Source organism: uncultured Sphingomonas sp., from assembly GCF_964244265.1.
GTDB lineage: Bacteria > Pseudomonadota > Alphaproteobacteria > Sphingomonadales > Sphingomonadaceae > Sphingomonas.
Genome location: NZ_CAXTHV010000062.1, coordinates 1 through 5000 on the forward strand (window position 1 = coordinate 1; position 5000 = coordinate 5000).

General features: G+C 68.1%; 6 protein-coding genes and 1 pseudogene. 3 read left to right on the forward strand and 4 right to left on the reverse strand.

Features of this window, described 5'->3' with window-relative positions; all coding sequences use genetic code 11:
- Positions 1-360, forward strand: a pseudogene (gene fusA / locus ACFE7K_RS15485) (elongation factor G); the annotation flags it as partial.
- Between the two features lie 388 nt (positions 361-748).
- A complete protein-coding gene (locus ACFE7K_RS15490) occupies positions 749-1297 on the forward strand; it encodes a Uma2 family endonuclease (RefSeq protein ID WP_375399092.1) in 549 nt (182 codons plus the stop codon).
- 138 nt (positions 1298-1435) lie between these two features.
- On the opposite strand, the gene ACFE7K_RS15495 is transcribed toward ACFE7K_RS15490, so the two are convergent.
- The 4 genes from ACFE7K_RS15495 to ACFE7K_RS15510 all read right to left on the reverse strand — a co-directional run bounded on the left by ACFE7K_RS15495 (position 1436) and on the right by ACFE7K_RS15510 (position 4353).
- Positions 1436-1810 carry a hypothetical protein gene (locus tag ACFE7K_RS15495; protein WP_375399093.1) on the reverse strand — a complete coding sequence of 125 codons (375 nt, stop codon included), beginning with the start codon at positions 1808-1810 and terminating at the stop codon, positions 1436-1438.
- A gap of 44 nt (positions 1811-1854) precedes the next feature.
- Complete coding sequence (locus ACFE7K_RS15500) at positions 1855-2109, reverse strand: hypothetical protein (protein WP_375399094.1); 255 nt, start codon at positions 2107-2109, stop codon at positions 1855-1857.
- A gap of 391 nt (positions 2110-2500) precedes the next feature.
- Entirely contained in the window at positions 2501-3544 is a 1044-nt protein-coding gene (locus tag ACFE7K_RS15505) for an AraC family transcriptional regulator (protein ID WP_375399095.1), read from the reverse strand.
- On the reverse strand, positions 3490-4353 hold the full coding sequence (locus ACFE7K_RS15510) for a helix-turn-helix domain-containing protein (RefSeq protein ID WP_375399096.1): 864 nt from the start codon (positions 4351-4353) through the stop codon (positions 3490-3492). The genes ACFE7K_RS15505 and ACFE7K_RS15510 overlap by 55 nt, the downstream gene beginning before the upstream one ends.
- A gap of 361 nt (positions 4354-4714) precedes the next feature.
- Here ACFE7K_RS15510 and ACFE7K_RS15515 point away from each other — a divergent pair.
- The coding region (locus ACFE7K_RS15515; protein WP_375399097.1) for a GTP-binding protein at positions 4715-5000 on the forward strand (286 nt) is incomplete at its 3' end.

Sequence of the window (5000 nt, forward strand, 5' to 3'; positions counted from 1 at the left end):
GACGTCGATTCGTCGGCGCTGGCGTTCGAGATCTGCGCGCGCGGCGCGATGCGCGAGGCGGCGCAGAAGGCCGGGATCAAGATCCTGGAGCCGATCATGAAGGTCGAGGTGGTGACGCCCGAGGATTATCTGGGCGACGTCATCGGCGACATCAACTCGCGCCGTGGCCAGATCCAGGGCACCGACACGCGCGGCAACGCGCAGGCGGTCGAGGCGCAGGTGCCGCTGGCCAACATGTTCGGCTACGTCAACCAGCTCCGGTCGTTCACGCAGGGGCGCGCGCAGTACACGATGCAGTTCTCGCATTATGACGAAGTGCCCGCGAACGTGGCCGAAGAGGTGCGGGCGAAGCTGGCCTGACGGCACGCGGGGCTGAGCCGCGCTTAGCCCCGATACGTCGCAAGGCCGGCCGGGCTCGGCTTGCCGAGCTTCGACGTCACGGAATTTACTGCCGTGACGGCCCTTCCAGAGAGAAGGCCCGCCCGACCCGTTCGGGCGGGCCTTCTTTGTCGAGCGACGGATGAGGCATGAGGTGGATGCCGGCACGAGGCCGGCATGACGGGGTTTGCCGCCGATTCTGCTAGACCATGTTCGTGTCCCCTGCGAACGCCGGGTCCAGGCCCGAGCGCAGGACTGGGTCCCGGCTTTCGCCGGGAAGGGTGATGGGCGGGCCTCTTTCGTGCGTGCTTTCCTTCCTCGCGCCTGCGCGGTAGCTTGGCGTATGAACGCGCCTGCCCGCATTGTCCTTGTGCCACAGCGCCTGCGGTTGCGGGTCGAGGATTTCGAGCTGCTCGCCGACAGCGGGGCGTTCGCCGACTACGGCAAGACCGAGCTGATCGACGGGGACATCTACTACATGAACGCGCAATGGAGTCGCCATGGCCGGGTAAAGATGAGGCTTTCCTTTGCGTTGATGAGCAGGCTCGCCGAGATCGGCAGCGACCTCGAAGTCCTGGTCGAGGTATCCATGCGCGCCGCCGACGACAGTATGCCGGAGCCGGACGTCGTGCTGACTTGCTATCGGGGCGATCGGGCGATCCCGGCGGATACGGTCGCGCTCGTGATCGAGATCGCCGACACGACGCTCGACACCGACCTGGGCCGCAAGGTCGCGTTGTATGCGGCGGCGAGCGTACCGGAATATTGGGTGGTGGATGTGAACGGCGGTCGTGTCGTTCAGTACGACCGGCCGGACGGCGAGGGCTATGCCCGCCGGGCGGAGGCGCCGTTGGGGCAGGTGCTCGCGTCGACGACGATCGAGGGGCTGGCGGTGGAGACCGCCGGGTTGGTGGGGTGAAGGGTCGGCGCGGCGGATCGTGGCGGGGTGCATCGGATTGTTGCATCACGACCGCATTGGATTGCCGCCGTTTACGGGGTGATGCAAATCCTGTGAGTTTTGCATAACGACGGCCAAAAGGGGGCGGTCAGCTGCCGTTCACCCGAGGCGTTGCACCGGCTGATTGTAGATCTCGAACTGTAAAGCGGTGAGGTCGAGATCATGGGTGCTCTCTGGGGCCCACGCAAAGCCCTCCAGCATGTGCAGCCTGCCACCTTTAATGAATAGGACGAAGCCGAAGCCATGTTCCAGGCCGCCGATGCGGGCTTGGGTGTCATAACCAAGCACCGACGGGCTATTCACAGCAGGGGCATCATCCGCGACCTCGATCGTCGTGAAAAAGCCGCCACCGCTGTTCTCGCGTTCGGTGACGACCGAAGCTTCAAGCTGTCGTTCGAGCGCTGGCGCAAGCTCGGGCGTCTCCAAGAAAATGGCTCGAAGCGCCGCCACCTCCAAATCAGTGAACCCGGTCATAAATGCCCCTTTAGCACAGCGGGGAGCAGAGCCTACGGCTACCGCTAACCGCCCCCTTCGCGCTCCAAATCGGCTAGCAAATCACCAAGCTGCTGCCTCCGTGAAGGGGCATAACTTGGGTCCTGCGCGCTGATGTCGTCATCGTCAGCCCAATAACTCAGGCCGTGCCACGCCTTCCGCTCAGCGCCTCGCAGCCCGGCCGGATCAGCGATAGCGGCGTCGAGCTCATCGTTTGTCACATCGCCGCCATCGGTGACGCGCCGAAGGCTATCGATCAGGAAGGTGCGAACGTGGGTCATGATGACAAACTGCCTTAGCGCTACCGATGCTACAATGCCGCTATCAGGAATGGTGGCATTCAGGAGGGACGACCCGCAATCTAGCGGCAGCCTACCTTCCGCTTGCCCCTATGTTGATGCAAAACTTTTGGTTTCTGCATCACCATGGCGGTCACTGCCGCTTGAGGGCACATACGGGCCAGCCGAGCTGATCGCCGCATAGCGTGATGATCGTCGCGTCTCCTGAACGATGGCGGACCACGGTCCGTGACCGTGGCGCTGTCGGACGCGCAGGGCGAGCAGGCCGACCGCTTCGCGCACTGGACGACGGCGGGGCAGACGCCGCCGGGAAGTGGCGGGCGTTTCACGTGCGCCGCTCATTCCGGCGCCCGCCGGCGTCTGGCGCCCGGTGTTATTCCTCCGCCGCGATCAGCGCCCCGTAGCTTTGTTCGACGCGATAGGCGCCGGCCCAGGCGGGGAGGTGGCTGCGCTGGTGTCGGCGCAGCTCCGAGGCGGAGGTGTTGAACACCGACCGGAAGCTGCGGCTGAAGCGGGGCATGTCCGCAAAGCCGCACCGTAGCGCGATCACCGAGACGGCCGCCGTTTCCGCGGGGTTGGACAATAGCCGATAGGCGGCCAGCAGCCGTCGCCGTTCGACCAGCGGCGCCAGGCCGCCCGCCCGGGCGAGCGCCCGGTCCAGGGTCGCAAGCGACACGCCCAGCGCCTCGGCCAGCGCCCGCGCGGTCAGGGAGGCGGCAGGCTCGGCGTCGATCAGCGCGTATATCCGCAGCAGCAGCGGCCCGACCGACCCCAGGTCGCGACTCGACGACCGGCATAGCGGCAGCAGTGCTGCCACGAACAGGTCGCGCATTGCACGGCCATAGAAGGGCGCGCCGGCGTCGGGCAGGTCTTCGGCGCGATCAAGGAGCCGGATCGCTTCGCCGGAGGCCAATGCCAGCGCCGGGCTGGGCGCGAGCGCGCCCGTCGGCAGGCCGGCGGCGAACAACTCGCGCAGCATGTGTCTCGGCAAGGTGACGATCAGCAGCTCGCTGTCACCGTCCCCGCTGACGTCCAGCGGGCGGGCGAGATCCCAGATGCTGGCCACCCCGGGCCCGACCTCGACCTGTTCGCCATCGATGACGCCGCGCGCCATACCCGTGAGGCGCACGTGGATTGTCACGCGACCCTCGCCGTCCGCCTCGATCATCGCCGCGTCGCGGCGATAGCGCACGGGCGAGATCCACGACCTGATCAGGTTGACGTCCCCCAGTCTCAGCAGGCGCCAGCGCGCGGCGAAATCCGCGGTCAGGGCGTCGACGCGAAAATGGGGCGCGCCCCCGCGAAACGCGGCCAGCCGGTCGGCGGGCGGCACGCCGTCGGTATCGAACGCGATCACCTGCATCAGCGGCCCGCCGACATCGGGGACGGGGAGGGGGCGGCGGTCGGCGCGACGCAACGGCGATAATCGCCCGGCGTCATGCCGAACTGCCGTTTGAAGCGGCGGCCGAACTGCCCGCCGTCGGTGAAGCCCAGGGTGCGGGCGACGGCGGCGATCGGTCGTCGCTCGCGCGGGTCGCTCAGGCATTGTTCGGCGGCGTCGAGGCGTCGCTGCACGATCAGCTCGGTCACGCCCCCTGCCGGTGCCGCCGCGCGGTACAGCGCCGAGCGGGAGCAACCCAGCATCCGGCACAGTTCGGCGGTGCCCAGCACCGTCGCGACATGCCGGTCGATCGTCGCGATCGCACGCTCGAGCAATCCGGTCTCCCGGCGCGGCCGCAACGGCTCGTCGTCGGCGGCGGTGAGCGCCGCCAGCACCATTTCCGACAGCGCGCGGGCGGCCACCCGCGATTGCTCCGCGTCGAGCGCGTCCGCCGCCAGGCCGAGCGCGGCGAGACAGGCGGCCGCCATGTCCAGCGCCGCCGAGGCCGGGAGCAGCCGCCACCCCGACCGCGCGGCAGGGAGCAGCGCCGCCAGCGACTGGCGGGGCAGCAGCACGGTCACGCACTCGGTTCCCGCCCGGCCCGCGGTCCGCCACGCGCTGCCGGCGCTCGTCAGCAGCGCGTCGCCCGCGCGGCAGCGCAGTATCTCGCCGTCGGGGCCGTGCGTCTCGCCATCGGGTAGAAAGTGCAGCGCCGCGTGGGCGGACAGCAGGCCACCCGCCGCGCCGATCGGCAGCAGCTCGCCCGCGCCCGCCATCGCGGTGCGCTGGACAAATATCGATCCTATGGCCCGCGCGGTTTCGCGGTGGCTGTAGGGTTGACCCATGGCCGCGAGATATCCCGAAGCGTCCGTCAGCCGCAAGTTGGCGAAGGAAATGGGACGCTGAGCCTATGCCGGACGACGCCATCCGCAAGCATTCTCCGGCGACGGGGGGCGTCCCCCGCACAAATGGTGACGTCGAACCCGCAGCGTGCGCCGGGGCCGGCCGGGCCGCGGCGTCGTCTTTCGGCAGACAGGGCGCAAGCACGCTTGCGCCCTTCGCCCTGGCTCGCTATGTGCGCGGCCTCGTAAGGGGCTGGGCGGTGACGCCCGGCTTCTTGTGTTTTCGGGGCAAACCCGGTCCACTTTCGATTCGTGATGACGCGGCCCGCCGGCTCCCAAGGCGGCGCGCTGTAGAGGGAAGACCATGGCCAAGGCTAAATTCGAGCGGAACAAGCCGCATCTCAACATCGGCACCATCGGTCACGTCGACCATGGCAAGACCTCGCTGACGGCGGCGATCACCAAGGTGCTGGCCGAGACGACCGGCGGCACCGCCGTCGACTTCGCCAACATCGACAAGGCGCCCGAAGAGCGCGAGCGCGGCATCACCATCTCGACCGCGCACGTCGAGTATGAGACGACCGCGCGCCACTATGCGCACGTCGATTGCCCGGGCCACGCCGATTATGTGAAGAACATGATCACCGGCG

Bases quoted from the DNA above. Each gene is read 5' to 3' on its own strand.
- ACFE7K_RS15495 (WP_375399093.1), bottom strand. From the start codon at position 1,810: ATGACCGGGTTCACTGATTTGGAGGTGGCGGCGCTTCGAGCCATTTTC.
- ACFE7K_RS15510 (WP_375399096.1), bottom strand. From the start codon at position 4,353: ATGGGTCAACCCTACAGCCACCGCGAAACCGCGCGGGCCATAGGATCG.
- ACFE7K_RS15500 (WP_375399094.1), bottom strand. From the start codon at position 2,109: ATGACCCACGTTCGCACCTTCCTGATCGATAGCCTTCGGCGCGTCACC.